We start from the raw sequence: 26,093 nt of genomic DNA on the forward strand, positions 1-26,093 counted from the left end.
CAATATACGTTACTGATTTTTTTCGGGCACTTTTTCCGGCGGGTAAAAATCAAGCATTTGCAAATCGTATTTCGATCCTATCCGGTAACGCTTATTGGTTTTAAAAATCAGCTGCTGCAAATTGTACAGTACCACGGGTATGTACACAAGTCCAACACCCGATAAAAGCGAACGTGTAAATGGTTCTCCACTTATTACCAGCCCTGCCGTAAAGAGTGGAATACCGGCATTCGTCAGCAAAAATGTTTTACCATCAACCGGTATAATACGGTGTCGCCCTTTTTGCTTTTTATATACAACAGCCACATCACGCATATGAATGCCGCCTTCCGAAAAATAAATACTGTCTTTTTGAATAAGATAAATAACACCGGTGTAACGCATACCCAGTTTTGTTTGCAGCGTTATCAGCGAACCTTCTTTGTACCGTTTATGCGAAACACCATTTTTACGCAGCACCAGTTCATTAAACTGGGCCGATGCAGCCACCGTACTTAACAACAATAAAAAGAGTAGAATTTTTGATTTCATGTATTACTCTCAAAACAACTGCACAAAATTGAAAATGTTTGTTAAGAACTGTACAATTTAAACCGTCTTTCCCTGTTTGTAAACCAGTAAACCAACAATCAGCAGCACCCCAAACACAATCAACATCAGGCCCGATATTTTATTGATGATGCTGATGGTTTTTAAAGTAAGCCGGTTACGCAGTTTATTAGCCAGGAAAACTTTCAGCAGATCGAACAGGAAAACGAGCGATAAACAGGAGGCAAATGTTGCAATACGTTCATTTACCGGCATGGTAATAAAAGCAGTTGCCCAGGTAAACCAAAAAGCAATTACACTTGGGTTGAGCGTGTTCATAAAATAACCGGCAAAGAAAATGCGCACAAAATCGCCGGTACTCCGTTTCATTTCCATACCATCGCCGGTATCGCTCAGTTTAATTTTTTTAAAGAAAAGAAAATAAATACCTAAGCCTATCAGCAAACAACTGCCGCCAACGCCAATTACTTTTTCGAAACGCAGTAAACGGTTAAACAGTTCGGTAAAAATATTACTGATGAGTACCAGTGTAAGATCGCTGGCCGATACGCCCACAACAAATGAAAGTCCGCCTTTGTGCCCGTTATTGATACTTTGCTTGATGATGGAAAAAATAACCGGGCCCATACTGATGGACAGCAATAATCCAAGCGCCAAACCTTTAATGATTGCTTCGGTCATTTACAGGGAATTAAACAGCCTACAAGAGTGTGTGAATGTACTTTGATTTTCTTAGAGTTCGGTTATTACATTGTAAAAGGAAAACAAAAGCGCAGAGGATACCCTCTGCGCTTTTTCAATTTTATACAGTCTTGCTTATAGTTTGCCGGTAGTTAAAAACTGTTGCCAGTCGTTAAGCATTTTACCTTTCAGTACACGGGGAAATTTATGCTGACCACCTACTTTTCCTTTTAGCTTCATAAATTCCATAAACGTTGATTCGGGTAAAATATCGAGGAATACTTCTTTCAACGCACTGCCACGTTCAACAGCATAATCATCATTAATTTCTTTCAGTGCTTCATCAATGCGTATACGCAATTCTTCTGCATTTGCATGATCATCGCAGGCAACATACCAATGGTGTGCAAAGAAATTTCCGTACGGCTCACCAACAACGGTGTACTCAGGAATAGACAAATTCAATTCTTCACTCACCACCTGCACAGCTTTGTTCATGTTATCGACACTCAGGTGTTCGCCTACCAGCGACAGGAAATGTTTGGTACGTCCGGTAATAATGATTTCGCACTGTTCTTTATTGGTAAAACGAATGGTATCGCCAATGAGATAACGCCAGGTTCCAGCACTTGTGCTTATCAGCAATGCATAATCTTTTCCTTCTTCCACTTCGTGGATCATCAATGCTTCAGCATCGGGTTTAATGTTGCCATCTGCATCAAAATTCTTATCCTCAAAAGGAACAAACTCATGGAAAATGTGTTCGTTGGTAACCAGCTTCATGCCTTCTGCATCCTGCCTGCTTTGGTAAGCAATAAAGCCTTCGCTTGCCAAATAGGTTTCAATATAAATAAGCGGTTTGCTGATGAGTTTTTCAAAACCATGTTTATACGGCTCGAACGATACACCACCGTGTACAAAGAATGCAAGGTTGGGCCAGATATCGTGAATGGATTTAAGCTGGTAACGCTCAATAATCATTTCCATACACATCTGTATCCACGCAGGTACACCTACTACAAAACCAATATCCCAGTTGGGTGCTTGCTCTACAATAAAATCAAGTTTCTTATTCCAATCTTTTGTTTTGGCAATTTCTTTACCGGGCTTGTAAAACGGCGTAAACCAGAACGGCATTTTCTTAGCAGTAATCCCACTTAAGTCGCCGGCATAATAACCCGGCCCTTTCTGTAAATCGGTACTGCCGCCCAACATCAGCCAGCCTTTACTTACACTGCGTACCGGTAAGTTTTCGTACGTACGCAACGTGAGCAGTTGTTTGATCATCACAATGCGATTGCCACTCATCAGATCGCTGGTAATGGGAATGTATTTACTTGCTGCTTCGCTGGTACCGGAGCTGAGTGCGAAAAACTTGATCTTGCCCGGCCAGCAAACATCGGTTGCGCCCTGCAAGGTTTTATGCCACCAGTTATTATAAATTTTGTTGTAATCGTGTATAGGTACCAACTCCTGGAAACGTTTTCCAATGTGGCGGTTGTGCAATATTTCGTCGAAATGGTATTGCTGACCGAATTCGGTATGCTTCGCCTTTTTCAACAGCTTTTTCAGCGCTTTTATTTGCTGACGCTTGGGTGAATTAACAGGCAGATTGAGCGCCTTGCTCAACGACTTCGGAAGTTTAATTTCGATTAATGACATGCTTACCGTTCAGTAACGACAAATGTAGCAACTCAACGCTACTTATTGCCTAATTTTTGATAATTTGTAAAGATGGTTGCAAGGTCATACTGCGGCTCGTATTCCTTCGCATACCACTCATCTGCCATCAACAAACCTTCTTTTTTCAGTTTGGATGCATGATGCGGCATACCTGCCGGGCCCAGTACCGAAGGCCGCAATGTTGGCAACTGTTTACGCAGAGTTGAATAACCAATCCACGTTTTAGTACCAATCAATACAGCAAAGCTTTGCTTTAATAAACCCAGCGGCTGCCTGTTGGTGATGAAATGCACCGGAAAACTCAGCAAAAACAACAATGCCGTGCTGATGTCGATAAGGCGTTTCAGCCGCAGGTTAATGGCACTTGCCAGTTGGTATTGCTGACTGTGCAGTACTTCGCCTGCTTCATTTTTCGAATCGCTGCCGATAATGCTTTCACTTCCGTTGGCGTGTAAACGCAGTTTTACTTTTTTGCCTGCCTGCTCGTACATAGCAATAATTTCTGCAAACGACAGATGAGCACTTTCGCACAGTACCAGCTCATTGGCAGGTGTGTTTTGTAACAGCTGCGGTAGCTCTGTTAGGCTGCCCAGTGCCTGTTGTTCCGCAAGCGGACTTACAAAACCCTGTATGGTTTTACTTCTGCCGTTTTGCTGCAGCAGCTGGTTGATTTTTTGCAAATCGGCTTGTGTACCGGCAATAATGGAAAAGTAATCTTCTTCATCAATTGCTTTTTCAACTACAGCTGTTTTCAACAAAGCCTGTCGCCACACATACAGCAACATATAACTGAACAACGAACCAAGCAACACCATACCTCTCGAAAAGCGATATTCTTCCGGCATCAACGAATACACCGCCAGTATAATGAGCAAAGAAATAAGGCTCGACTGAAAAAGATTTTTATAGCGAAACTGTTTATCGTACAAACCTGTATAATAACTCACCACTAAAAACAAACCCGAAAAACCAATAAATGATAACCACAGCAGTTTGTTTTGATACACAATTTCCGGACGGATGAATTGTGTCCACACATATTTCGCCAGCACAAACGATGCAACAATTAATAAAGCATCGAGCAACGGCAAACCAACCCGTTGGATAAACCGTTTAATCAAACTTAAAAATGCACGCATCCAGATAGCCGCACTAATGAACGTAGCAAACAACCCTGCACTGGAAGATGAATAATGCTTCTTAACAAAGCGGCTCATGGCATCGTAAAACATCCGCACATAGTTCACCGATGTTTTTTTGGTGCTTTCGCCTTTAAAATGAAGAATAGAACGTTCGCTGAAATAGTAGTTCTTATACCCTGCTTCCTGTATGCGGTAGCTGAGATCTACATCTTCGCCGTACATAAAAAAGCTTTCATCGAAACCGCCTGTTTTATCCAACACCGCTTTTGGTATAAACATGAACGCACCTGCGAGCACATCCACTACATGATTTTTATGCTCATCAAGATAGCCTAAATGATAACGGCTGAACGTTTTTGATTTTGGAAACAAAGCAGCAAGTCCGCTAAGTTTATAAAACGAAGTTAACGGCGAAGGAAATGAACGTTTGCTTTCGGGTAAAAAGCGGCCGCTGCCATCGAGCATGCGAATACCCAATGCACCGGCATCGGTTGTTTGCTTACAAAAGTTGATGCAGGCCGTAAAGCAATCTTCCGGTACAATCGTATCAGGATTTAAAAAAAGAATGTATTCGCCGGTGGCCTGCGCAAGCGCCTGGTTACAGGCACGGCCAAAGCCAATATTCTCTTTGTTCCAGCAAAATTGTACCTGCGGAAATTTTGGTTCGAGGTACGCCCTGCTACCGTCTGTTGATGCATTATCTACCACCCATATTTCGGCCTGCAGCTGTTGCACAGCTTTCTCAACCGAAAGCAAACACTGCTCAAGGAAATATTTCACATTATAGTTAACAATAATTACCGAAAGCTGCATGCCTCCCCAGCCCGAACGGGTGTGTTTGTTGAAGCTGCAAAATAGTTCTTCAACCCTGTTATAGCAAAACGATTATCGGAGCCGATGTTTTTTTCGCTCTTCCTACAGGCGATGGGGATGGCCTTCGTATCTTTGCGCATGCTTAAACAAACACTGATCAATGCTACCAAAGCGGGTGCAGAACAGCTCACCCACTTTTTCCATCGTGAATATGCCGTGCACAACAAAGAAGGTGTCAACAATCTTGTAACAGAAGCCGATCATGCAGCGGAGAAAGCCATCTTCGAAGTAATTAAGAAAGATTTCCCTGATCATTATATTCTCAGCGAAGAGTCGGGCGAGCTCGTGCAGGACTCGAATTACAAATGGATCATCGACCCGATCGATGGCACTGTAAACTTCGCCAACGGTATTCCTATTTGCTGCGTAAGTATTGCGGTTGAAAAAGATGGTCAGATGGTGCTTGGTGCCGTGTACAACCCGTTTATGAACGAGTTCTTTTTTGCAGAACGTGGACAAGGTGCCTATCTCAACGACAAACGCATTTACGTAAGCGAACAAAACGAATTGATCAAAGCCTGCATGGTAACCGGTTTTCCGTACACGTATTTAGATATGCCCAACGGACCGTTACAGGTGTTTGAACGTTTTATCCGCAAGGGTGTTCCTGTTCGCCGTTTAGGCAGTGCAGCCATTGATCTTTGCTGGGTTGCTGCCGGACGTTTTGATGGTTTTTACGAACACAAACTCAATGCCTGGGATAGTGCTGCCGGTTTTCTGCTCGTAGAAGAAGCGGGAGGTAAAGTAACCGACTTCGAAGGAAAGCATTATTCTCCCTACCAACCGCATCTTGTTGCCACAAACGGTAAAATACATGATGAACTGGTGGAAGTAATAAATGACCGGAAGAAACTCTGATTTGAGTACGAGGTACGAAGTTAGAAGTACAGCTATGTGTTCTGGTTGAAATTGTAGATTTTAGATTTACGATTTCAGATTTAAACCGAACAACATGGATAAAACCGAGCTAAAAAAACGAAGCAAACAACTTGCTGTCAATACAGGTTGGCTCTGCTTAAAAATTCCTTACAACCCTGTAAACAAGGAGTATGTAAGTCAATTGGTAAGATGTTCCTCTTCTGTTGGAGCAAATTACAGAGCTGCGTGCAGGGCAAAATCAAAACCCGACTTTATTAACAAGTTGCGTATTGTAGAGGAAGAACTTGATGAGAGCATGTATTTTTTCGAACTGCTTGCTGAATTTAATCAAGAGTTCAAAACTGAACTTAGAAATTTGTATAAAGAAGCAAATGAATTATTATCGATCATTATCGCTTCAATTAATACAACCATTAGAAATACAGAAGCTGAAAAGCAGAAAGAGAAGCTGAGTAAACATCTGAAATCGTAAATCTAAAATCTGAAATTAAGTAGAGTATGAGTGAAGAACGTACAGAAATATCCTCGCTTGGTGAGTTTGGTTTAATTGAGCATCTCACAAAAAATATTGAACATCAGAATGCATCAACCATACTTGGTGTGGGCGATGATGCTGCAGTGATTGATCACTTTGGTAAGCAAACAGTAATAACTACTGATTTGTTGATTGAAGGTGTGCATTTCGATTTGATGTATACACCACTCAAACATCTCGGTTATAAAAGTGTAGTGGTAAATGTAAGCGACATCTATGCCATGAACGCTACCCCAACGCAGATTACCCTGAGCCTGGCTGTGAGCAATCGTTTCAGCCTGGAAGCATTGGAAGAGTTTTACGATGGTGTATATGTAGCTTGCGAAGAGTATGGTGTTGACTTGGTTGGAGGCGATACAACTTCTTCTAACAAAGGTTTTGTAATAAGCGTAACAGCCATTGGCGAAGTAGCACCCGATCAGTTTGTAAAACGCAGTACAGCTAAACCAAACGATCTGATATGTGTAAGCGGTTATTTAGGTGGTGCCTACCTTGGTTTGTTGTTGCTTGAAAGAGAAAAGAAAATTTTCCTCGAGACTAAAGGTGTACAACCCGATCTGGAAAATCGTGACTATATCGTTGGCCGTTTATTAAAACCTGAAGCTCGCAGAGATATCATTGAATTTTTCGAGAAAGAAAAGATTGTTCCAACAGCCATGATGGACATCAGCGATGGCCTCAGCAGCGAAGTACTGCACATTTGTAAACAAAGCGGCGTAGGTGCAGTGTTGTACGAAGACAAGATTCCTGTGCACCCCGATGCAAAAGAGTTTGCCTACAAGCTGGAAATTGATCCCACAGCCTGTGCATTAAGCGGTGGCGAAGATTATGAACTGCTGTTTACCCTCGCACAAAGCGATTACGATAAAATTAAAGATGTAAATGGTATACGTGTAGTTGGCTATGTAACCGAAGCAGCAGAAGGCGCTCATATTATTACAAGAGGCGGCAACAAACATCAGCTGACAGCACAAGGCTGGAACGCCTTCAGCAAATAATTGTACAGATGAAAAACATCGGCTTTATTGGTTTAGCATTGTTGAGCTATGCGCTTACTTCCTGTTCTGCAACAGGCAGTATTGGCTATACACCGGAGCGCAAGTACAGTCCCGACCAATTGAAAGAAGATGTACAGGTAATGGAGCAAACGCTCAAAGAAAATCATCCTTCGCTGTATTGGTACAGCACACAAGAAGAAGTAGATGCATCTTTCCAAAAAGCTTATGCACGCTTAACCGATTCATTGAACGAAATACAATTTCGTACAGTTATAGCTGAGACCATTTTCCCAATAAGGTGTGGCCATACCAGCGTGCGTTTTTCAAAAAACTACTATCGATATACGGATGGTCGCCGCCAGAAAACGTTTCCGCTGATTGCAAAAGTGATTGACGATTCTTCGCTGGTTGTAACAACCAACATCAACCGCAGAGATCAGTTGATCCGTACAGGTACGCCGCTACGCAGCATCAACGGTTTGCAGGCGAAGAAAATCATTGATACCTTACTGCCACTTGTTTCAATTGATGGCAACGCCAAAAATTTCAGCTACCAGAACATCAGCAACAACTTTAGCACGTATTACAACATGCGTTTTGGCCTGCAGGACAAGTACACTGTCGTTTTTGTAAACGATAAAGGCATTGAGCAGCAACGCAGCATTGATCTGTACGATCCTGCAAAAGATACCATTCGTCGAAGACCGGTCAACTTTAATGCACCGCCGCCGCAACAACAGCCATCACGTGAACAGGAGTTGAGCGACAGGCAACGCAGATTGCAACGCATCCGAAGCTTCAGTATCGATTCTACCGGAACGTATGCCACGCTGCGCATCAGCAGCTTCAGCACGGCCCTCAGCAAACATTTTTTAAAAGCAAGTTTTCGAACGCTAAAGAAAAAGAACATCAAGCATTTGGTTATTGATGTACGCAACAACGGTGGTGGTTTAATCAAATCATCGCTTTACCTAACAAGGTTAGTGAGCAATGAACCGTTTTCATTTACCGATTCTATTTATTCCGTTACACACAAGCTTCGTTCCGATGCCAGGATAAGCCGTCGTTTTATATTTAACCTGGGTTTGTTTTTTCTGAACCGGAAATACAACGACAGTATGTATATGTTTCGTTTTTTTCACAACAAACAATACCAGCCACTGCCGCAGCATTTTAATGGCCACGTGTATATTGTAACAGGCGGTTATTCGTTTTCAGCTACTACGCTTTTTGCATCGGCAGTAAAAGGAAAAGAAAATGTAACCATTGTTGGCGAAGAAACCGGCGGTGGTTATTATGGCAACAACGGTGTGTTTATACCCGAAATGATTCTGCCCAACAGTAAACTTCGTGTCCGTTTGCCTTTGTACCGCATCGTCAACAACAAAAACTATCCGAAAGACGGACATGGCGTTTTGCCCGATGTTGAAGTAAAAGCCAGCGCTGAAAGTATACGGCTGAACCGTGATCCGAAGATGGACAAGGTAATCAACCTCATCATGCAACGGAAAGACTGATGGAGTTGTCAAGCCGGATATGAAACATTTTTTAATTCTTGCATTTACACTTGCGCTGTTTACATCCTGTAAAAAAGAAATACAATGCACCGATGGGATGATCCGTTGGGGCGGCGAACCTGCTGCAGACGGGCTTGGTTGGTATTTTGTTTCTGCCGACCTCGGAAACAAACCTGTTAAATTAAAAAACCTGCCCGAAAATTATCTGTTAGATAGTCTGAAAGTGACTACCTGTGTACAGCCGCTTACCGAAAAATACCAATGCTTTTGCGCCACACCGTTAGACATGTACAAGGTTTTAAAAATCAGCCGTCGTTAAACAGTCGTTAAAATAATTTCTGTTCAAAGGCAGTTCTTCCCATGAACTGCCTTTTTTGTTGTGGTGCTTCAGCATCTGCCACTTTTCCGAAGGCACTCTAATCTGGTTTTAATGTATTTTATGCCTGCGAAAGGTATTTTTGAGGTTTGCGTAACAAGGCAGTTTTACCCAAAGTAAGCAGGCATGAAAAAAATATTGTTGGTAGAAGATGAAATGCATGTTGTGTCCTTTATTAAAAAGGGGCTCACAGAAGAAGGCTTTGATGTAACCGTGGCTTTTGACGGTAATACTGGTCTGCATTTATTTTCCGAAAACAATTTCGACCTTGCCATACTGGATATTATGTTGCCCGATAAAAACGGGCTGGAGGTTTGCAAAGAAATCAGGAAGGTGAACACCAACATTCCTGTTTTGTTTTTAACTGCATTGGGCACAGCTGAAAACATTGTGCTGGGTTTAGAAATCGGAGCAGACGATTACCTGGTAAAGCCGTTTAAATTTATTGAACTGCTTGCCCGTATACGTACACTTTTACGACGCACCGAAGGCGGTACGGCAACTACAGAAATACAGGAAGAACATGTTTACCGCTTTACCGATCTTGAAGTTAACGATTATACAAAAGAAGTGATTCGTGACAGCAAACCGGTTTCGCTTACTACTACCGAGTATAAACTGCTCCTCTATTTCATAAAGAATAAAAACAAAGTGCTCTCCCGTATTGATATACTGGAAGAAGTATGGGGTGTAAACTTTGATATAGGCACCAACGTGGTAGATGTATATGTAAACTACCTGCGTAAAAAAATTGATGCACATGCCGATCAAAAACTCATTCATACCGTGATTGGTATGGGTTATGTTTTAAAAGACAACGGGTAACCTGTTTTGCCACAGCAATTTTACACACAGATGAAAATGAAAATACAGATCAAGACAACGCTGATACTGCTTACAGCGTTCTTAAGCATTATCCTGTTGTTTAGTGGATTTGTATACCTGTCTGTATCCAATTATTCGTACGAAGATTTTTACAAGCTGCTGGAGATTCGTGCTGTAACTACAGCACGGGTAGAGCTGGACCGTGAAAGCGGTTCGCAGGAAATGATTGCGCTACGTAACGAGTTTTTTGAAAAGCTGCCGCAGGAAAAAGATCGTTACTACCGCATAACGCCCGGTAAATCATTTACAGAAGAAGCCAAAGCATTAGATATACCCATTACATTTTTCAATGAAATTGTAAAAGAAGGAAAAAGCGAATACAACAAAAACAGTGTCTTTTACAAAGGCATCCGCTACAAAAGCAAACAGGGAGAATATGTAGTGATTGCTTCTGCACAAAACTATTTTGAGCTGCATCACTCTGCTTACCTGCGGCGCACACTTGTATTTGCCATTATTGCTGCCTTTGTTTTTTCTGCATTGATTGCGCTTTATTTTTCCCGTTATGTATTTCGTCCGCTGCGGAATATTACCGATCGTGTAAAGGAAATCAGTTCCGAAAACCTGCATTTACGTCTTGCCAACAACAGCAGTAACGATGAAATGTCTGACCTCATCGGCACCTTTAACAACATGCTCGACCGTATTGAAACATCATTTGAAACACAAAACAATTTCATCAGCAATGCCTCGCACGAGCTGCGAACACCGCTAACCGCTATTATCGGCGAAGCCGATGTTACACTTTCTAAAATACGCTCAACCGACGAATACATCGAAACAATAAAAGTTATACTTGACGAAGCTGAAACACTCGACCGTAAAACAAAAGCCCTGCTGTTTTTAGCTCAAACAGGTTTTAATGGTAAAACGCAGAAGTTCGATAAACTCCGTATCGATCAGTTGTTGTGGGATGTAAAAGAAACCATTGAAAAAATTAATACCGAAAGCCGTATTCATATCGACATGAGTCTGTTACCTGAAAATCCCGTTAAGCTGAAGGTGAAAGGCAATGAACAACTGTTGCATCTGGCCTTAAGCAATATCATCAGCAATGCCTGCAAATACAGCAACAACAATGTGGTAAATGTATCCATCGGTGCATCCGATCAAAATGTATTCATCATTGTAAAAGATCATGGTATTGGTATACCGGGTAATGAACTCAAATATATCTACGATCCTTTCTTCCGAGCATCGAACACATTGAAGTACGAAGGTTACGGCATTGGTTTGCCACTTACCCGCAACATCATACGTATACACAGTGGCGAAATTCTGGTTTCGTCAATTGTAGGACAAGGCACAACCGTACAAATCAACCTGCCCATCGGTAAGTTCGAATAAATAGCTCTTCTTCAATCGTCTTTTAATCTGTGGTACTATTTTAAACTGCAGCAAACAATTGTTTAAACAGACTTTTTGGAAAGTTTTATTTTCTAATGTCATTTTAATTTCCCCGGTATTATTCTAACAACATTCTAATTACAGCTTAAAACCATTTTAATATCTCCATAGCAGTTTTGTGCACTAATCGTAAAATAAAATTGCTATGGAAAAAACAGTGTTAATACCAACCGATTTCAGCATTGCATCGCTGAATATTGTGAAGAACTATTTGAGTATGCAGAGCAGCAATACCCGTATCAACGTTATCCTTTTACATGGCCTTCATCAAAACGATTCAATTACAAGTCTGTTGTTTTACTCGAAACGCCGCTTACTCGAAGACCTATGCAGCAAAGAGTTCAGAGAAGGATGCACTGTATTAAAAAACAAATACGCTTCGCAGCTACGAACAATGAAGACCGATATTTTTTCGGGTTTAACACAAGCAGCTTTTGATCAATACGCAGAAGCAAATGCAATAACCGAAATATGTGTACCGATTTCGTACAAACCAAATTTTAAAAACAAAAACAGCTTTAATCTATTACCCTACTTCAAAGTAAGTGGCTTACCAATTGAAACGGCAGGTTCGGAAACAGATATTCCAATGCCTGAAAAAGGAAAAGTAGCTGAATTATTTTTTAACCGTGTATCGGTTAGTTGATAACAAAACAGGAATAACATGAAACTCTGGATTACATATAGTGCCGTGTTTGTAATAGGTATTGCTGCAGTGTTGTTGTTGTTTAATGCATCGGCAAATCCGGAAAAAGCGATTCTTGGCAAATGGAAAGAAACGGAGTGGAAATTTGAGAAAGCAATTGCTTTTGCAGCCGACATTGCAGCGGCCAGCAAAACAAAAACCACGCAACCGGAATTTTCTTTTCACCGTGCAGAAGACTGGGAGTTTTTACCCGGTGGTTTGTTACGCCTAAAAATTGCCGGTAAAGAAGAACATTTAAGCTGGCGTATTAAAGGCAGGGGGCATGTATTGCAAATACAGTACGGTGATAACCGTATTGAAAACTATCAGCTGACTGTTTTGGAGAATAACAGAATGGTGTTAAATGCAGAATCGGATATGCAGGCTCGTGGCATTGCCCAGCTAATTTTTGAACGGACAAAAACAGATACCTATGCTCAGAAAATACAGTAACAGCAGAACTTTAGGAGATAATGTGCGGCTTGGCGTGCTCACGGCTTTTTCAGCAGGCATGGTCAACATCGGATCGCTTTTACTGTTCTTTTCCTTCAGCTCCAATATAACAGGACATTACGCCATACTTGCAGCAGAACTGGTGAAAGGAAATTTGTACCAGGCTGCCGTTGTGCTCGGCTGGATCTTCCTGTTCTTCTTTGGTGGCTTTACATCGAACATGTTTGTAATACACCTCAACAAGAAGAATACATATATAGCACACGCCATACCATTGATACTTGAAATTATATGTTTGATTGCAGTAGGTACGTATGGCCATTTTTTTTACAAAGAAACATTAGCTGAAACAGAAGTGATGCTGGCGTTGATGTTGTTTGCAATGGGTTTGCAAAACGGACTTACTGCCAGCATTTCAAATTTTGCAGTAAAGACAACACATCTTACCGGTGCTACTACCGACTTAGGCATTTTGTTTTCAATGTTTACACGAAAAGAGTATCGTAATAATAAAGAGTTAAAAGGAAAAGCGATCCTGTTAGCATCCATTGCATCGGCTTACCTGGCAGGTGCAATTGTTTCGGGCATCACGTATATGCACATCGGCTTTCGCCTTTTTTATGTTGTGAGTTTATTTTTAGTAGTTGTGCTGTTTTACGACTTCTACAAATTGAAATTGTTTCGCTTTTTAACTAACAGAAGAAAAAAGCTTGCAGCTAAAACAATTCAAATCAACACACACGCAACATTTCCCACAATGCAACTAAAAAAAGAAACCGAAAAAGAAGCAGCGGTTTATTAGTCTATGGAAAGCAGTACAGTTCGATTGTTTAGTTAAAGACGATGCGGCCATTTGGCCGCATCAATTATTTTGTAAGTAACCGTCCCGAACGAAACACGGCTTTCAGCTCTTTGCTTTTTGAGAGTACAGTAAAATCAGCAGCAAACCCTTCTTCAATTTTACCCAACTGTAAAAGGTTAGCTACTCTTGCAGGGTAAAGCGAAGCCATCCGCAACGCTTCGTCAAATTCAATACCTGCATGTTGAATACAATTGTTTACAGCGCTCAGCATGGTTAATGCAGAACCGGACAATGTTCCGTCCGGCAATACATACCGATCATGTTTGAGCAGGTGTTGATAGGCCCCTTCTGTTGTTTCGGTTACTGCATCAGTAATTAAGAACAAACGTTCCTCCATCATTTTTTTGCTGATGCGTACTGCTTCAAAAGAAGTATGAAAACCATCGCACACAATACTGCTGTACGCTGTTGCATGATCATAAATAGCACCCACCATACCCGGCTCCCTGCCTTGCAAAGGCGACATGGCGTTAAACAAGTGCGTAGCAGTTGTGATGCCTTTATTAAATCCTGCAGTTGCCTGTTGGTAGGTAGCATTGCTATGTCCTGCAGAAACAATGACGTTACGATCAATTAAGAGTTGCAGAACTTCATCGCTGCATTGTTCCGGTGCAAGCGTCATCATCTTCACAATTCCTTCCGCTTTATCGAGCAGTAGCTTTACTTCATCAACAGTTGGCTGTTTAATATGCTCCAGTAAATGAGCCCCACGTTTAACAGGATTGATATAAGGACCTTCGAGATGCAGCCCTAGTAAGCCTGTATTGTTCTGTTGCTGCAAAAATTGTTTAGCTACAGCAATACCCTGCAAAAATACATCGATGCTGTTGGTAGCTAATGTTAACAGAAAGCGTGTACATCCGCCACTTACACAATAAGCATCTGTTGCAAGGATGGCCTCTTCGTTCAATGCCTGTGAAAAAAGCAAACCATTACCACCATACAACTGCAGATCGATAAACGCAGGTACTAAAAAACTGCCTTGTAAATCGTACTTGTCTGTATCGGTTGGAATCGTTTCAAAAGGAATAAGCGCTTCAATAATTCCATTGTTAACCACTACTGCCCTGTCGTTGATAAAACGATCGCCTGTAAAAATTGTTCCGTTATAAAATATCTGCATGTTATTATCATGGATGAATGCTGAACGCATCTCCGTCTTTTAAAAATGGAAGTTTGTGGCGTATCTCTTCTAATTTTTCTTTGGAGAGAGTAATGGTAAATACATCTTCATCGTGTTCTTTTTCGTACAACACTTCGCCCATTGCATCAATCACCATACTGTTACCACTGTGATAAATATTGTTACCATCATTGCCCGTTCTGTTAACACCAATTACATAGCATTGATTTTCGATGGCCCTGGCAGTGAGTAATGTTTTCCATGCATGCACTCTGCGCTCCGGCCAGTTGGCAACGTAGATGAGTATATCGTATTCCGGAACCAAGTCCTGAGCGGAGTCGAAGGATTGGGTTGGAGTATCGAGCGAAGTCGAGATACGACCGGTTTGCTGTCTGGCCCATACCGGAAACCGCAGATCGTAACAAACCTGCAGATTAATTTTAAATCCGTTTACCGAAGCAATCAGCCGCCTGGTACCTGCTGTATAATGTTTGTCTTCATCGGCATAAGCAAACAGGTGGCGCTTATCGTACACACCATATTGTCCGTTTGGCAACATCCAGATAAGCCGATTGAAATACTGTATCGCTCCATCTGCAGCAGTTTGATTGATCATGATGCTTCCGGTAACAATCACCCGTTTTGCAGCGGCTACTCGTTTCATCCATTGTACGGTTGGGCCGTTTATATCTTCTGCATGTAGTTCAGGCTGCATGCTAAAGCCAGTGTTGAACATTTCGGGCAACACAATAATCTGCGTAGGATGTTGAAGCGAGTTGATCTTTTCTTCCAGCATCTGCAGGTTGGCCGCTTTATCTTCCCAATGCAGATTGGTTTGAATAAGTGTAAACGTAAGATGACTCATGCAACGAAGTTAGCGAAAGCGAAAGCTTACTGCAAACGCACCGTATACTTCCAGCGGATCGATCATTGATTTTGCTTCCCGTTGCTTCACATGGTAATAGGCGGAGAACGAAGCCAGCGGACCTGCAATTACAAACCCTGTTTTAATGATGTAAATAAACGGGTTGAGCTCCGAAACATAATTGCCTTTGTAACTGCGAAACATACCACCCTGTACTGTTGCATTATAAGCCTGCGCCTGTAACATGGGCTCCAGGAAAAAAACTGCTTCGGTTTTATGCCGGCGATTTTTTGCAGCAGAGCCAAGACGGCCTGTCCAATAGGCTGTAGAAATTTCGTTATCCATTTTTCCTGCTTTCAATAAAAAACCAACCGATGCATTGGTAAAAGTATTGCCAAGCGTTGCTTTTCCTGCAGCATGTAACGTAAATGCGTTTGTAACAGTAAGCGGATGATAATAACGTACTGATGCATTTAATCCAAACTCGTTCTGTACCTGGTTTTCCCAGCCATATATCTTATAAAGGCCAATTATTTTGTGATAGTTTACCTGAACTTCTTCTCCTTTTGCAGCCGGACCAACAACACCTGCAATTGCATCCCATTGCAGCACCCGGCTATTGCTGTACACATTTGTTTGACCATAGCTGCCATACAACCAACCGGCATAGGGACGATCCTGTTGCTCCAGTACCTGGCTGAGCGAACGACGGTTGAGATGCGGATTAAAGATCATTTGCCCAACTTCTGCCCGGTGCAGCTTTTGTACAAGCTTTGCATTGTGGGGCTGCTTTGGCAACCATTGGTATTTAAAAAAAAGTCCGTTGGAATAATACCTGTCGGCTTTAGTAAAGTTATAATTATCGTTTTCGGTAGTAATCGTCAGCTCTTTTCGAAAAACAGCCGTGTCGCTTTGAGCAAAAACGAATGTTGCTGTAAGCAGAAAAACAAAGAAGGCAATAGTTGGCTTAAACATGCAGCACAAGTTTAAGCAAAAAGCTTTGCAATTGAACACTCAGTTCAGCAGTTCATTAATTACAGCATGTTCGTATCCTTTCTGCAGCAGGTAATCGCTCAGCTTTTTTTTGCGGATGAACTGATTGGTTTCGCCTTTCAGTTGCTGCAGCTTTTGATCGTATAGTTTTTGTGCGGTTGCCCAGTAATCTTCTTCAGTAATTGTTTTCAATGCTTTTTTAATGACATATTCACTTACCTGTTTTTGTTTCAGCTCGTATTTAATTTTTACCCTGCCCCACTGCTTCATACGGAAACGGCCACCCGTAAATTGTACAGCAAAGCGCTCCTCGTTGAGGTAATCTTCTTCAATCAGTTTCGATAACAACTCCTCCACATCTGCTTTCCGTAAGCCAAAGCCGTACAGCTTTTCCTTCACTTCACTGTGGCAACGTTCCTGGTAAGCACAATAGTGCTTCGCTTTCTGGTGCGCCTGTTCTTTGGTGAGTTGTTGTTTGTACATGAATGGGGCAAAAGTAATACCGCTATTTTGTTTTTATCCTCCACCGCAGATATTCTTTTTTGATACCAACATACTGCCTGCTTTCAATCTCGGTCTCTGTCATTTGAGATTATTGTTATACAAGCTTCACTATCGCTTTGTTTTCATAAAGAAATCGTCCTTTCTGCTTCAATCTCTTTTAAAAAATATGCGTCGTGCGATACTACCAGCAATGTTCCTTTGTAGTGTTTCAATGCAGCAGTAAGTATGGCAATACTTTGCAGATCGAGATTGTTGGTTGGCTCATCCAATACAATCAAGTCTGGTGCCTGTTGAAAAACAGTAAGGCAGCACAACATCAACCGCATGCGCTCACCTCCGCTGAGATGACCACAGCGTTTATCCCAATCGTCTTTACCAAACAAAAAACGATGCAAGCGACTCTTTAGCTCATGCTCCTGCAAAGCTGAACTATTGTAGTACTGCAGCTGCTGATATATAGTAAGGCTGTTGTTAATGAGCGAATAATCCTGATCGATATACACGGAATGTGCGATCGATCTGTATATGGTTCCTTGTGCTACCTCAAGTTCACCTAATATCATTTTCAGCAACGTTGTTTTGCCGGAACCATTTGCGCCACGCAAAGCAATGCGTTCGCCACTGCTGATGAGTACATCCAGATCCTCCTTCCAAACAATTTTTTTATTGTAACAGAAGTTAACAGCCTTTGCTTCAAACAAACGCTTTCCTTTATGTAAACCGGAATCATCAAAACCAAAACGCATCTGTTCAAGATCGGGTAAGGCCGTGCGTAAGTCTTGCAGCTCTTCTTTAACACTCTCAATCTTTTCACCATGTGCCGATTTAAGCTTCGCTGTACTTTTCTCTGCGTTATTGCGTAAGGTATTCATCACAATCGTTGGAACACCTGCTTTTTCCTGTTTGCTTTTTCCACGTGCATTTAACTTCTGCTGCCGCTCAATTGATTCCCGTTCTTTCTCTTTGGCTTTGCGAAGTGCTTTTTCCTTACTCTTCACATCATCGAATAACGCTGCTGTTTCCTGTGTTTTTTGCTCCAGGTAAAAATCATAATTGCCGCCATACATACAGATGCCTTTTTTACTGAGCTCTGCAACGGTATCAATCAGGTTCAGCAATGTACGGTCGTGACTCACCAGTAGAATTGTAGCCTTTGATGAAAGAATATATTGATACAACAATTCACGCCCGGCTGTATCAAGATGATTACTCGGTTCATCTAAAAGAATAAACGAAGGCTGATGAATATGAACAGCAGCTAAAAAGACTTTTGTTTTTTGTCCGCCACTTAAACTGCTCATTGGTTGTTCCAGATCCAGTTCATCAAGCTGCCAGTAACGAAGCGCTTCTATACAACGCTCTTCAATGGTCCAGTCATCATCAAGTATTTGCAACTGCAGTTCCGAAACATCGCCTTCTAAAATAGCATGCAGCGCTTTTAACTTGTCAGCAACGTGCAGTGCTTCTGCAATGCGGAGATGGTTGAACTGTCCGAAAATCTGCGGAATGAAATAAGGCTTTTCCGCCAACTGTATTGTTCCACCAGGAGCTGCAAGTTCACCGGCAATAAGTTTAAGCAAAGTTGATTTGCCACTGCCGTTAGCGCCGATCAATGCAATTTTATCTCCGGCACGAATGCTGAGTTGGAGATCTGTAAATAAAACTTCTTTATCAGGATGTGTATAGCTGAGGTTCTTAAGAATCAACATGTATTTCTTTTTTGGATGATGAAAACGATGTGAACGATGAGCGTTCGCATGTATATCCGGTAAAAAGAAATTACAGTTTCATTGATTCGTTTTTCGTGAAGAAGAATGCAAAGATAGGTTTTTTGTAATGGAAATGTCTTCAATTATTTTTGCAGCATGGCTTCAGCATTATCTGTTCAACATCAACTTCCGTTACAAGATGCCCTGTTTGTTTTTGCCCTCGAATCGGAAGCGGCAGAGGATTTTACCGATTGCAATGTGTTAATTACCGGAATAGGTAAAGTAAGTGCCGCATACGCCCTCACCAAATCCATTGCCCAACACAAACCGGCCATGATCATCAATCTTGGTTCGGCCGGCAGTAATACATTCAGCAAGGGAACCATTGTTTGCTGCACGCAATTCATCCAGCGTGATATGGATGTACGTGGACTGGGTTTTCAACTGTACGAAACACCGTTGAGCGGTATTGACCCTGTGCTGCAATATGGTTTGCAGATTAAAGGATTGCCACAAGGCATTTGTGGTACAGGCGACAGTTTTGAAATGAATCATGACGTTATAGCTTATACTGTAGTTGATATGGAAGCGTACCCGCTTGCATTGATTGCGCAAAAAGAAAACATTCCCTTTCTCTGTTTAAAATATATTTCAGATGGTGCTGATGGTTCAGCTGCCGACGACTGGAACGAGCTGGTGCACAAAGCTGCTGTTGCATTCCGGACGTTACTGTTTGGAGATATGCAATAAATCCTGACGCCTTTAATTTTGTGAGCGGTACTATTGCAGCAAAAATCAATTGGTAATTTCAACGTTCAAACAACGCACTTATGTTGAAACTGCAGGCGATCATTTCTTTTCTACTCCTGTCAGGGTGTTTGTTCTCTGCCTGCAGCAAAGATCCTTCGCCTGATGATGCTGCCAACGGTAATAGTCCGCAAATTATTCGGTTTATGCCGACAACTGTACAATCGGGCGACACACTGCGCATTGAACTGAAAAACTTTTCACAGACCTATACAAGTGACACCTCTGCTTCAAGAAAAGACATTGTACTCATCGGTACGGTTCCTGCAACGGTGCTTTCTGCCAATCAAACAACATTATCAGTTTCCATCAATGCATTACACCGCAGTAATAAATTAATTGTTGTTATCGGAAAAGATACTGCCATCAGTAAAGATGCCGTTATCATTGGCAGTGGAAGCTGGCAAAAAATAAGCACCTGTCCTTCGGGCAACCGCACCAATCCTTCTGTGTTTATTTTTGGCGACAGTGCTTACTATGGTTTTGGTATGGGTTTCCGCAATGGTTACGTTACAGGACTTCCCGATTTTTGGAAGCTCAATTTAAAAGATGGAAGTTGGGTAAAATTATTTGATGTTGCCGTCAGCGATCCGCTCTACTCCGAGTGTGTATCGTTTCAAGTCAATGGCAAAGCATATATCAGTTTCCGCTCGGCTGCCAATCAAACATGGAACTATACTGCAGCTACACGCACATGGGCAAGGAACAGCAGTGTTTACAATGGATCTTACTTTTTACAAAGCACCGGCAGCAGTTCGAATTATGCATTGATTGGAGCAAGTGATAATCCGGCAGCTAATGGTAAATCGGGTTTTTACCAATACGATGCAACGAATAACAGTTTCAGTTACCTCGCCGATATTACTGATACAGCCAAAAGCCCCATCATTACCGGTTGTATGGTAGGCAGTGATTTTTATTTTGGTATACGGCAGGAACTGGTAAATGGAGCCTATAACCAAACACGCAAGTTTTATAAATTCAATACAGCTACAAAAACGTATACACGCTTATCCGATCTTCCGGAGTTGTTTGCTACATGGTCGGCTTCGTTTGGCTTTTCATACAACGGCTCGGGTTATATCCTTAACGATCATCGTTTGTTTAAATACGATGCGGTTACCAACAGCTGGCAACGCAAACAGGATTTTACCGGCTTTCCTGCTCTTTCAGTCAATTATTATGGCAGCTTCGAATACAATTCTGCATTGTATGTTTTTGCCTATAACGATTCGCAACAGGTAACTGAGCTGTGGAAGTACAGCGAATAAGAGGAAATTATCTTAATCGTAAGAATGACTGATTAACTTTAAGAACTGTTCAGAAAAACGAACATTGCCGCAATGAAAAAAATTACTTTTTCTACTGCAGTCTGGTGCTGCTGTTTCTTTCGTTGTTTGCTTTTTCTGATAACTTGATTTATGATGTAAAACAGGAAAGCAACAGCGATCCTAAATTCATCATCCATGGCTTATTCTTTTTAGCATGGTTTGTTTTATTGGTTATCCAAACAGGTTATATCCGAAAAGGAAATTACAAGGCCCATCGAAAGCTGGGTATTACAGGTATGCTTGTAGGGCTGGGCGTGGTGCTCAGTACATTTTATGTGTTTGTAGCAGTTTAGAAAGGCTGGTCGCAAATGCCCGATTATGTAAAAGCCAACCGCTTCTTCACGGTGAGCTTTTCAGCATTACTGTTATTTGCTTATCTCCATCGAAAAAACGGTACCCGGCATAAACGGCTTTTATTCGTTGGAACATTTTATGTACTGGGGCCTGTTGTTGACAGAGTCGCTACCAAGCTGGGCATTAACACCGATACCAGCTTTATGCTTTTTGAAGCGGCCATCTGGAATACACTTTTTCTTTCGCTGTTTATTTACGATTGGCTTGTGCTGAAGAAAATTCACCCCATCAGCTGGATAGGTTTTATCTGGTTTTATGCAGTGTGGGTATTGGCTGCATTACTGTAATACATCTTATTGGTGCTGCCTTTTTTAGCCACATACTTTCACTATAATACAAACGCCTCCTTTCGGAGGCGTTTGTATTATAGTAACTATTTTTTATTGAATTAAAATACACCTGAAATAGTAAGTCCGATTGCATTGGCTCTGTACGATGCATTGTTGGCATCTTTATACGTCATGGCTGTATACGATAATGCAAACACACCATAGCCTGCTTCAAACTGCAAACCGGGTACCGATGTAAACTTTGCATCCTGTCCTACTCCATCAAATTTTAAGTTGATTGCCTGGTGAGTGACAATACCTGTTGCTAATCGCAACTTTTTCACCGGCAGGTAATTCACCGATAGTGCCAAAGGAATACGTGTAAGACGGATGTGAGCATTATCTGCCTTTGTAGTAAGATATTTAATACCGATGCTTCCTCTTAAAAACAGTTTTTCGTTTTTTGTTAAACGGAACTGTCCGCCTGCAAACAATGTACCGCCTTGCCCGGCATTCATTGTTTGTGTACTTCCGTCGGTAAAATAGATTTCGGCCAGGTTGTCGCCGCCAAATTCCAACGCTGCACCCAATAGAAAACGAACGGGCTTCTGGCTGTTTGATTTTGTTTGTGCATGCAGTAATACTGCAGGACTCAGCAGCATGATAAGGATAAAACGTTTCATTTCTTAGATTTTGGTTGGCTGCGAAATTAACGGATAGACTTGTTTCCTTTTCTTTCAGCATGCTGTTTTTCTGTGGCTGTCTCGTTTTGCTTTACAACAAGTGTCGTTGTTTAGTAGCCTGTGTAATAAATCAACCTAAAGGTTTGTATATTGATTGAACAAACTTTACAGATGACCGAGTATTTCCTTTTTCTTCTTGCATTAATCATGTCCATTGTGATGTTGATTATGCTGGCCAATAAACTCAAAGTTGCCTATCCGGTTTTACTGGTTGTTGCAGGTTTGCTGGCGAGTTTTATACCGGGCATGCCTGTACTGCGTATCGATCCCGAACTCATCTTTATCATTTTCTTACCTCCGCTTTTATACGAAGCTGCATGGGCTATTTCGTGGAAAGAACTGTGGCGTTGGCGCCGCATCATCAGCAGCTTTGCGTTTATTGTTGTGTTTTTAACCGCTATGTCGGTTGCATTTTTTGCCAACAAGATCATACCCGGTTTTAGCCTGGCATTGGGCTTTCTGCTGGGCGGCATTGTATCTCCACCCGATGCTGTAAGCGCAAGTGCTATTTTGAAGTTTGTATCCGTACCGAAACGTATGTCTTCAATCCTCGAAGGCGAAAGTTTGCTAAACGATGCATCATCGCTCATCATTTTTCGTTTTGCATTGATTGCTGTTGCTACCGGACAGTTTATCTGGTACGAAGCCGCATTGTCATTCAGCTGGATGTTATTTGGCGGTATTGCTGTTGGTTTATTGGTAGGATTTCTTTTTATGAAAGCACACAAGTACCTGCCTACCGATGTTAACATGGATATTATCCTCACCATTGTCACGCCTTACATCATGTACATAGCGGCTGAAGAAGTGCACAGCTCCGGCGTATTGGCCGTTGTAAGCGGCGGTTTGTTGCTGTCGAACAAACGCCATCATTTCTTAAGCAGCAGTGCAAGACTGCGTGGTTACAATGTTTGGGAAAGCCTCGTGTTTGTATTAAACGGGCTGGTATTTTTATTAATCGGACTAGATCTGCCGGAGATTACCGAAGGATTAAAAAAGGAGGCTGTCTCTTTTTCTTCCGCTATTGGTTATGGTTTACTTGTTACACTGGTGTTGATTATTGTACGTTTCTTATCGGCTTTTGGCGCTGTGGTAGTTACATTAATTATGCGCAACTTTATTAATGTTGCCGAACGTAATCCTGGCATAAGAGGACCAATTTTAATGGGCTGGACGGGTATGCGTGGTGTAGTATCGCTGGCCGCAGCGTTATCTATTCCTGTGCAATTAAGCGATGGAACTGCATTCCCGCATCGCAACCTTATTCTCTTCATCACCTTTATTGTAATCTTGACAACCCTCTTGCTGCAAGGTTTAACATTGCCTGTGTTGATTCGTAAACTGAAACTTGGAGGTAACGATCATTACCTGAGCGAAGAAGAAACCGATCAGTTGATTCGTAAAGAAATGGCAGCGCATGCACTGCAACATCTTACCAATAAGTACAGCGCACAAATAAGCGAACATGCATTACTGCAGCAACTGGTAAGCAAATGGGAAGGCAAAACAAAAGACGAAAGCGAACTGAAGCTTCCTGTTGAAAGCAAAAAAATTTATAAAGAGCTGCTGAACAAACAACGCCAATGGCTACTGCAAAAAAATAAAGAAGAAAAACATTTAGATGAAGACATCATCCGCAGGCATCTGCATATACTGGATATTGAAGAAGAAAAACTAAAGCATTTGTAACATGTTGCCTCTTCTGCCAGGTTTAAAGCAAGTTCTGCTGTACCTGATGTTTTAAAACCGGTAGTAGTTCTTTTTCGAACCAGCTATTTTTCTTTAACCAGATATTGTTGCGTGGCGAAGGGTGCGGCAACACAATTGTTTCGGGTAAATATTCTTCGAAAGCTTTTACTGTTTCCGTAAGCGTAGGTTTTTGTTTGTTACCGAGATAGTACGCCTGCGCATAATTACCAATGAGGATTTTAAGTTGTGCCGATTTTGATTTTGCAAGCAATTGAGGATGCCAAAGTGGTGCACATTCGGGCCGTGGCGGATTATCACCACTCCTTCCTTTACCCGGATAACAAAAACCCATTGGTATCAATGCAAACTTATCGGTATCGTAAAACGTTGAAGCATCAACACCCAACCAGCTGCGTAAACGTTCACCACTTGCATCGTTCCAGGGTATACCGCTGTTATGTGCTTTAATACCCGGCGCCTGTCCGATAATAATGATCCTGCTTTTTGCAGAAAACCGGAGAACAGGTTTGGCACCCAATGGGAGCTGTTTGCTGCAAACAGTACAGTTGTGAATATTGCTGAGGAGTTGCATGTTTCCGGTTAAGCGTACTGCAAAGTTACCGGAGTATGGCAGATTAATGCTGGGTAGAAGAGAACAACCTCTGCGTTCTCCAATCCTGTGCGTGAGATTTTGTTCACGCTAAGAAACAGAGAACGCAGAGACTATCTCTTACTTCACCCTGTTCAAATACTCTTCCAGCTGATTGAGTGTGCCGGTGAAGCCAGCATTCATACTTGCAAACATGGAGTAGTAGGTTTTCGCCTCTTCTTCGTTTGCATTGATGGGATAGCCGGTTAAATGCAAAGTGGTGATTCCGTTCTCTTCGGTAAGTGTAAGAATGTTCATTACTTCTTTGGGAAAAACCAAACCCGGAAAAGGTGCTTGTATAATTTCACCCTTTTCATCAGCAAATGAATTGATCCATTCAATTTTGCTTGGCTCTTCAATGGCTACATAATGAAACACGCCGTAACGCACAGTATCGCCCATTTGCATACTGTAATGGAAAATACCTTGCGGACGAAAATCAAGCTTCAGCACATCGATGGCCATGTTTGCTGGTCCCCACCATTGAGCCAATGCCTCTGCATTGCTGAATGCATTAAACACTAATTGCTTTGGTGCATTGAATGATCTTGTTATTGAAAACTGTTCTTTAACTGTTGACATGATGATGAAGTTTATTGTTTATTGAGGTATTGTTCAAGACTGTTAAGGATAAGTTCGTTCCATCCGTTTACAAAATTGCCACGTACCAATGCAGGTTCATTTGCATCGAATGGTTCTGCAAATTCAAAACGGAACTTGAGTTTTGTGGTTTGTGCATCTGCTTCACTTAATTCCCAATAAGCAATGGCTTTGCCGCTGTATCCGGGATAGGTCCAAGTATGCACTAATTTTTTGTTGGGGATGATCTCTAACATTTCACCCCGGTGCAGCCATTGTTTATCTTTAAGATCACCGGCATGCCAATCGAACGTTTGTCCAACATTTAACTGAAACTGGCCTTTAAAATCGAAATACCAGTTGCGCATGTGCTGCTCGTCGGTAATAGCAGCCCATACCAATGCAATTGGTGCGTTGTAAATTTTTTCAAGTACAATATCGTTTGCTGTTTGCATGATGATGTGTTTAATAGTTAAGGTTGTTGATTCAATAATTGCTGGCTGAGATAGTTTTCGAGCCTGTCAATATTTTGGGTAAGACCTTCGTCGGCTTTAAATGTTTTCACTACTTGTATAAACTGTTCCCTGCTTTCGAACAACATGTGCCATTTGATCTGTGTTTGTTTGCCTTTCTCTTCAAACTCAATCGTAGTTAAAAAAGCTGGTACACTCACATGCTCGTACACAATCCTTTTATGCTTCACCACTTCTATAAAAACACTTTTGTTTTTATAGTCTGTGCCATCAGGTCCATGCATCACAAGATCCCATTCACCTTCAGGCACCACATCCATTTTTGTAATGGTATTGGTGAACCCGTTCGGTCCCCACCAATGTTTGATATGATCAGGATTTGTAAAGACTTCCCATACCAGCTCAACAGGTGCGTTCAGTAATCGAGTTAAACGGAGTTCCCGATCGGAGGTATTAGGTGTTACAGACATGTTTTTCTTT

Annotated in this window: 29 protein-coding genes; 15 read left to right on the plus strand and 14 right to left on the minus strand. The window is 41.8% G+C overall.

The window, feature by feature from the left end; all coding sequences use genetic code 11:
- Positions 1–9: 9 nt before the first annotated feature.
- The 4 genes from IQ13_RS13090 to IQ13_RS13105 form a co-directional block, all read right to left on the minus strand.
- Entirely contained in the window at positions 10–531 is a 522-nt protein-coding gene (locus IQ13_RS13090; protein WP_144886826.1) for a hypothetical protein, read from the minus strand.
- 57 nt (positions 532–588) lie between these two features.
- Positions 589–1,230, minus strand: coding sequence for a LysE family translocator (locus tag IQ13_RS13095; protein ID WP_144886827.1), 642 nt, complete (start codon positions 1,228–1,230; stop codon positions 589–591).
- A 135-nt stretch (positions 1,231–1,365) separates the two neighbouring features.
- Positions 1,366–2,892: a GH3 family acyl-acid amido synthetase gene (locus IQ13_RS13100; RefSeq protein WP_144886828.1), complete on the minus strand. Its 1,527-nt coding sequence runs from the start codon at positions 2,890–2,892 to the stop codon at positions 1,366–1,368.
- A gap of 38 nt (positions 2,893–2,930) precedes the next feature.
- Positions 2,931–4,868, minus strand: a complete 1,938-nt coding sequence (locus IQ13_RS13105) for a glycosyltransferase family 2 protein (RefSeq protein WP_144886829.1) — start codon at positions 4,866–4,868, stop codon at positions 2,931–2,933.
- A 138-nt stretch (positions 4,869–5,006) separates the two neighbouring features.
- On the opposite strand from IQ13_RS13105, the gene IQ13_RS13110 reads away from it, so the two are divergent.
- The 10 genes from IQ13_RS13110 (at position 5,007) to IQ13_RS13155 (ending at position 13,465) form a co-directional block, all read left to right on the plus strand.
- Entirely contained in the window at positions 5,007–5,786 is a 780-nt protein-coding gene (locus tag IQ13_RS13110; RefSeq protein WP_144886830.1) for an inositol monophosphatase family protein, read from the plus strand.
- A gap of 94 nt (positions 5,787–5,880) precedes the next feature.
- Positions 5,881–6,279 carry a four helix bundle protein gene (locus IQ13_RS13115; RefSeq protein ID WP_144886831.1) on the plus strand — a complete coding sequence of 133 codons (399 nt, stop codon included), beginning with the start codon at positions 5,881–5,883 and terminating at the stop codon, positions 6,277–6,279.
- A 26-nt stretch (positions 6,280–6,305) separates the two neighbouring features.
- Entirely contained in the window at positions 6,306–7,340 is a 1,035-nt protein-coding gene (thiL, locus tag IQ13_RS13120; RefSeq protein ID WP_144886832.1) for a thiamine-phosphate kinase, read from the plus strand.
- Between the two features lie 8 nt (positions 7,341–7,348).
- A complete protein-coding gene (locus IQ13_RS13125; protein ID WP_144886833.1) occupies positions 7,349–8,857 on the plus strand; it encodes a S41 family peptidase in 1,509 nt (502 codons plus the stop codon).
- 19 nt (positions 8,858–8,876) lie between these two features.
- Positions 8,877–9,176, plus strand: a complete 300-nt coding sequence (locus IQ13_RS13130) for a hypothetical protein (protein WP_144886834.1) — start codon at positions 8,877–8,879, stop codon at positions 9,174–9,176.
- Positions 9,177–9,359: 183 nt separating this feature from the next.
- The gene (locus IQ13_RS13135) at positions 9,360–10,058 is read left to right on the plus strand and encodes a response regulator transcription factor (protein ID WP_144886835.1); all 699 of its coding nucleotides are present in this window, start codon (positions 9,360–9,362) and stop codon (positions 10,056–10,058) included.
- A gap of 36 nt (positions 10,059–10,094) precedes the next feature.
- Positions 10,095–11,465, plus strand: a complete 1,371-nt coding sequence (locus IQ13_RS13140) for a HAMP domain-containing sensor histidine kinase (protein ID WP_199758253.1) — start codon at positions 10,095–10,097, stop codon at positions 11,463–11,465.
- A gap of 205 nt (positions 11,466–11,670) precedes the next feature.
- The gene (locus tag IQ13_RS13145; RefSeq protein ID WP_144886837.1) at positions 11,671–12,171 is read left to right on the plus strand and encodes a hypothetical protein; all 501 of its coding nucleotides are present in this window, start codon (positions 11,671–11,673) and stop codon (positions 12,169–12,171) included.
- A gap of 18 nt (positions 12,172–12,189) precedes the next feature.
- Positions 12,190–12,663 carry a hypothetical protein gene (locus IQ13_RS13150; protein WP_144886838.1) on the plus strand — a complete coding sequence of 158 codons (474 nt, stop codon included), beginning with the start codon at positions 12,190–12,192 and terminating at the stop codon, positions 12,661–12,663.
- On the plus strand, positions 12,644–13,465 hold the full coding sequence (locus IQ13_RS13155; RefSeq protein ID WP_144886839.1) for a YoaK family protein: 822 nt from the start codon (positions 12,644–12,646) through the stop codon (positions 13,463–13,465). The genes IQ13_RS13150 and IQ13_RS13155 overlap by 20 nt, the downstream gene beginning before the upstream one ends.
- A gap of 64 nt (positions 13,466–13,529) precedes the next feature.
- On the opposite strand, the gene nagA is transcribed toward IQ13_RS13155, so the two are convergent.
- The 5 genes from nagA to abc-f form a co-directional block, all read right to left on the minus strand.
- Entirely contained in the window at positions 13,530–14,678 is a 1,149-nt protein-coding gene (gene nagA, locus IQ13_RS13160; RefSeq protein WP_242009540.1) for an N-acetylglucosamine-6-phosphate deacetylase, read from the minus strand.
- Positions 14,656–15,513 (minus strand): nitrilase family protein, encoded by an 858-nt coding sequence (locus tag IQ13_RS13165; protein WP_144886840.1) that lies wholly within the window; start codon positions 15,511–15,513, stop codon positions 14,656–14,658. Before IQ13_RS13165 ends, nagA begins: the two co-directional genes overlap by 23 nt.
- 9 nt (positions 15,514–15,522) lie before the next feature.
- Positions 15,523–16,488 (minus strand): lipid A deacylase LpxR family protein, encoded by a 966-nt coding sequence (locus IQ13_RS13170; RefSeq protein ID WP_144886841.1) that lies wholly within the window; start codon positions 16,486–16,488, stop codon positions 15,523–15,525.
- 39 nt (positions 16,489–16,527) lie between these two features.
- Entirely contained in the window at positions 16,528–16,989 is a 462-nt protein-coding gene (locus IQ13_RS13175) for a regulatory protein RecX (protein ID WP_144886842.1), read from the minus strand.
- Between the two features lie 143 nt (positions 16,990–17,132).
- Complete coding sequence (gene abc-f / locus IQ13_RS13180; protein ID WP_144886843.1) at positions 17,133–18,719, minus strand: ribosomal protection-like ABC-F family protein; 1,587 nt, start codon at positions 18,717–18,719, stop codon at positions 17,133–17,135.
- A gap of 156 nt (positions 18,720–18,875) precedes the next feature.
- On the opposite strand from abc-f, the gene IQ13_RS13185 reads away from it, so the two are divergent.
- The 4 genes from IQ13_RS13185 to IQ13_RS13200 all read left to right on the plus strand — a co-directional run bounded on the left by IQ13_RS13185 (position 18,876) and on the right by IQ13_RS13200 (position 21,498).
- The gene (locus IQ13_RS13185) at positions 18,876–19,469 is read left to right on the plus strand and encodes a 5'-methylthioadenosine/S-adenosylhomocysteine nucleosidase family protein (protein ID WP_144886844.1); all 594 of its coding nucleotides are present in this window, start codon (positions 18,876–18,878) and stop codon (positions 19,467–19,469) included.
- 80 nt (positions 19,470–19,549) lie between these two features.
- Positions 19,550–20,797, plus strand: a complete 1,248-nt coding sequence (locus tag IQ13_RS13190) for a Kelch repeat-containing protein (RefSeq protein WP_144886845.1) — start codon at positions 19,550–19,552, stop codon at positions 20,795–20,797.
- Positions 20,798–20,940: 143 nt separating this feature from the next.
- The gene (locus tag IQ13_RS13195) at positions 20,941–21,150 is read left to right on the plus strand and encodes a hypothetical protein (protein ID WP_158637392.1); all 210 of its coding nucleotides are present in this window, start codon (positions 20,941–20,943) and stop codon (positions 21,148–21,150) included.
- Between the two features lie 15 nt (positions 21,151–21,165).
- Positions 21,166–21,498, plus strand: coding sequence for a hypothetical protein (locus IQ13_RS13200; RefSeq protein WP_144886847.1), 333 nt, complete (start codon positions 21,166–21,168; stop codon positions 21,496–21,498).
- Between the two features lie 101 nt (positions 21,499–21,599).
- Here IQ13_RS13200 and IQ13_RS13205 read toward each other — a convergent pair whose 3' ends face one another.
- Positions 21,600–22,163 (minus strand): hypothetical protein, encoded by a 564-nt coding sequence (locus IQ13_RS13205; RefSeq protein ID WP_199758254.1) that lies wholly within the window; start codon positions 22,161–22,163, stop codon positions 21,600–21,602.
- A 171-nt stretch (positions 22,164–22,334) separates the two neighbouring features.
- Between IQ13_RS13205 and IQ13_RS13210 the strand changes: the two genes are divergently transcribed.
- Complete coding sequence (locus IQ13_RS13210) at positions 22,335–23,912, plus strand: Na+/H+ antiporter (protein WP_144886848.1); 1,578 nt, start codon at positions 22,335–22,337, stop codon at positions 23,910–23,912.
- Positions 23,913–23,934: 22 nt separating this feature from the next.
- On the opposite strand, the gene IQ13_RS13215 is transcribed toward IQ13_RS13210, so the two are convergent.
- The 4 genes from IQ13_RS13215 to IQ13_RS13230 all read right to left on the minus strand — a co-directional run bounded on the left by IQ13_RS13215 (position 23,935) and on the right by IQ13_RS13230 (position 26,083).
- Complete coding sequence (locus tag IQ13_RS13215; RefSeq protein ID WP_144886849.1) at positions 23,935–24,504, minus strand: uracil-DNA glycosylase family protein; 570 nt, start codon at positions 24,502–24,504, stop codon at positions 23,935–23,937.
- 138 nt (positions 24,505–24,642) lie between these two features.
- Complete coding sequence (locus IQ13_RS13220; RefSeq protein WP_144886850.1) at positions 24,643–25,143, minus strand: SRPBCC family protein; 501 nt, start codon at positions 25,141–25,143, stop codon at positions 24,643–24,645.
- Positions 25,144–25,154: 11 nt separating this feature from the next.
- Positions 25,155–25,595, minus strand: a complete 441-nt coding sequence (locus IQ13_RS13225; RefSeq protein WP_144886851.1) for an SRPBCC family protein — start codon at positions 25,593–25,595, stop codon at positions 25,155–25,157.
- 17 nt (positions 25,596–25,612) lie between these two features.
- Positions 25,613–26,083: an SRPBCC family protein gene (locus tag IQ13_RS13230; RefSeq protein WP_144886852.1), complete on the minus strand. Its 471-nt coding sequence runs from the start codon at positions 26,081–26,083 to the stop codon at positions 25,613–25,615.
- Positions 26,084–26,093 lie beyond the last annotated feature (10 nt).

The organism is Lacibacter cauensis (assembly GCF_007830055.1).
In the GTDB taxonomy this organism is placed as follows: Bacteria; Bacteroidota; Bacteroidia; order Chitinophagales; family Chitinophagaceae; genus Lacibacter; species Lacibacter cauensis.